This window comes from Kytococcus sp. HMSC28H12 (assembly GCF_001816045.1).
Taxonomy (GTDB): Bacteria; Actinomycetota; Actinomycetes; order Actinomycetales; family Dermatophilaceae; genus Kytococcus; species Kytococcus schroeteri.
On the sequence record NZ_KV824539.1, the window covers coordinates 1 to 2746 of the forward strand.

Here is a 2746-nt window from a genome sequence, read left to right on the forward strand (position 1 = left end):
CCACGCCGGCCGCCCCGGGATGCTGGCCGGCGTGGTGACCCGCACGGTGGAGACCCTCCGCGAGCGTGGCGCCGACCGCCTGGAGGCCGTGGTGGGTCCGTCGGTGTGCGGCCGCTGCTACGAGGTGCCCGAGGAGATGCGCGCCGATGCGCTGGGGACCGAGCCGGTGTCCGCGGCGCGGACCGCCTGGGGGACCCCCAGCATCGACGTGGCCACCGGCGTGGTGGAGCAGCTGGCGCGCGCCGGGGTGCACCTGCGCGAGTGGGTCCACGGGTGCACGATGGAGGAGCACGACCTGTTCAGCCACCGCCGCGACCGCGGCACCGGGCGCCTGGCCGGCGCGGTGCGGCTCGTGGCACCGACCCACCGGGAGGGCGCGTGAGCACCGACCACCACGGCACCGGCCACCCCGACGAGCGCACAGCCGAGCTCGCCGCCGGGCTGGAGGCGACCCGCGACCGCATCGCGGCGGCCTGTCGCGACGCCCGTCGCGACCCCTCGGAGGTGACGCTCGTGGTGGTCACCAAGTTCTTCGGCGCCGACGACGTGGCGCGCCTGGCGCGGCTGGGCGTGCGCGACATCGGGGAGAACCGCGACCAGGAGGCCAGCGCCAAGGCGGCCGAGTGGCCCACGCTGCTGACCGAGGACGAACGCTTCCTGGCCGAGCAGGTGCGTACGCACTTCATCGGCCAGCTGCAGAGCCGCAAGGCGGGGTCCGTGGCGGGCTACGCCGACCTCGTGCACTCGGTGGACCGCCCCAAGGTGGTGGGGGCCCTGGACCGCGCCGCCCAGCGCCACGAGCGGCGGCTGGGTGTCTGCGTCCAGGTTGACCTCGCCCCGCTCCTGGAGGGAGCCGAGGAGGATGCCGGCCGCGGGGGAGTGCACCCCGGGGAGCTGCTGGCCCTGTGCCAGCAGGTGGCCGAGGCCGAGGCGCTGGACCTGTGCGGGTTGATGACGGTGGCGCCCCCCTCGGTGGAGCCGGCCGTGGCCTTCGAGGCGTTGGCGGGCCTCCACCAGGAGGTGCTGGCCGAGCACCCCGGCGCCGCGATGCTGTCGGCCGGCATGAGCGGCGACCTCGAGGCAGCGGTGGCCGCCGGGGCGACACACGTGAGGGTGGGGTCGGCAATCATGGGGGCCCGTCCGGCGCTGGGCTAGCCTTGGCCCGCGCGTCGGCGTGCCCGGTGGTGCCGGTGCCCCCCCGGGGTGGGGTGCAGGTCGGCGCCCGGACCACCCACCCGATGCCCGTCACGACCCGCCGGGAGCTAGGAGCGAGACATGGCAGGTGTCTTCAACAGGACGATGGAGCTGCTGGGCTTCGCCGAGATCGACGAGCGCGACCGCTACGACGACTACGACCGCTACGACGAGGACGCCGTGGAGGTCGACGAGCGCGACGCCCGCCGGGAGGGTTCGGGCGCGCACGCCCTGGGTGACGAGCCCGATCCCGAGCGCCGCAGCCGTCCCGAGGCGCGCCCCGTCGCGGCCGTCCCGGACCGTCGTGAGCACGCCCCGTCCCCGGCCCGTCCCGAGTCCCGTCGCACCGCAGGAGTTCCCATGGGTGGCATCCACCGCATCACCACCATCCACCCGGCCACGTTCAACGAGGCCAAGCTGATCGGCGAGAGCTTCCGTGAGGGCGTGCCGGTCATCATGAACCTCACCGACCTCTCCGACGGGGACGCCAAGCGCCTCGTGGACTTCGCCGCCGGCCTGGTCTTCGGCCTGTACGGCTCCATCGACCGCATCACCAACAAGGTGTTCCTGCTCTCCCCGGAGGGCGTCTCCTCCGAGGGCGGCCAGGGCGACCCGACCGCCCAGTCCTGACCGTGGCGGTCGTGCTGGCGCTGGTGCACCTGGCGCTCTTCCTGTTCCTCTGGGCGCTGCTGCTGCGGATGGTGTTCGACTGGGTCGGCTCGTTCGCCCCGTCCTGGCGCCCGTCGGGTCCGGTGCTGGTGCTGGCCGAGGGGGTCTTCACCCTCACCGACCCGCCGCTCAAGGCGCTGCGTCGCGCCATCCCGCCGCTGAACCTGGGACAGATCCAGCTGGACCTGGGCTTCCTCGTGCTCGCGCTGGGCACCATGCTCCTGCTCAACCTGGTGAACCCGCTGGCCTTCCTCTGAGGAGGTGGGCGCCCCCGGGTGCCCGTCCACACGCGCCCCGTCGACCCTCGGTCGGCGGGGCGTCGTCGTGGCAGACTCGCCGGGAAGTCGACCCCTCAGGAGGACGAGCATGGCCCTCAACCCCGACGACCTGTTCGAGCGCGAGTTCGAGGAGACGCGTCTGCGCCCCGGCTACGACAAGGCGCAGGTGAACGAGTTCCTCGACGGCGTGCAGGCCGAGCTGCGTCGACTCATCACGGAGAACGAGGCGCTGCGCGACAAGGTGTACGAGCAGGGGGGTGCGCCCGCCTTCGCGGGGGGCTGGGAGGGCCCGGTGGAGGCCGCGCAGCCGGGCGGGACCGCCTGGGGCGAGGGCATGGGGTCCGCCGAGATGGCCGATGACGGGTTCGTTCCGGCGGGTGCCGGGGCGGGGTTGGGCTCGCCGGAGGCGGCGCGCCAGGAGGCCGACCAGCGGGTGATGGCCGCCATGCACGCCGCGGAGACCGCGGAGTTCGAGGCGCACCACCGCATCCAGGCCGTGCGGCAGGAGCAGCAGCGGGCCGAGGCCGAGCTGGAGCGGGTGAAGCAGCGGGTGGCCGGGCTGGCGGCTGCCGCCGACCGGGTGGAGCGGGCCGGCGACGAGGGGG

Annotated in this window: 5 protein-coding genes; all 5 read left to right on the plus strand. The window is 74.4% G+C overall.

Annotated elements, in window-relative coordinates:
- Window positions 1-382, plus strand: a 382-nt coding sequence (locus tag HMPREF3099_RS07940) for a purine nucleoside phosphorylase YfiH/LACC1 family protein (RefSeq protein ID WP_141762073.1), incomplete at its 5' end; no start/stop codon positions are given.
- Complete coding sequence (locus HMPREF3099_RS07945; protein WP_070705479.1) at window positions 379-1155, plus strand: YggS family pyridoxal phosphate-dependent enzyme; 777 nt, start codon at window positions 379-381, stop codon at window positions 1153-1155. The genes HMPREF3099_RS07940 and HMPREF3099_RS07945, both read left to right, overlap by 4 nt.
- A gap of 120 nt (window positions 1156-1275) precedes the next feature.
- The gene (locus tag HMPREF3099_RS07950; RefSeq protein WP_070705480.1) at window positions 1276-1824 is read left to right on the plus strand and encodes a cell division protein SepF; all 549 of its coding nucleotides are present in this window, start codon (window positions 1276-1278) and stop codon (window positions 1822-1824) included.
- Between the two features lie 2 nt (window positions 1825-1826).
- On the plus strand, window positions 1827-2120 hold the full coding sequence (locus HMPREF3099_RS07955) for a YggT family protein (RefSeq protein WP_070705481.1): 294 nt from the start codon (window positions 1827-1829) through the stop codon (window positions 2118-2120).
- A 109-nt stretch (window positions 2121-2229) separates the two neighbouring features.
- Window positions 2230-2746: DivIVA domain-containing protein (locus HMPREF3099_RS07960; RefSeq protein WP_141762074.1), on the plus strand; the 517-nt coding region annotated here is incomplete at its 3' end.

What these genes read in the sequence shown, in the direction of transcription:
- HMPREF3099_RS07950 (WP_070705480.1), top strand. Translation starts at nt 1,276, where the DNA reads ATGGCAGGTGTCTTCAACAGGACGATGGAGCTGCTGGGCTTCGCCGAG.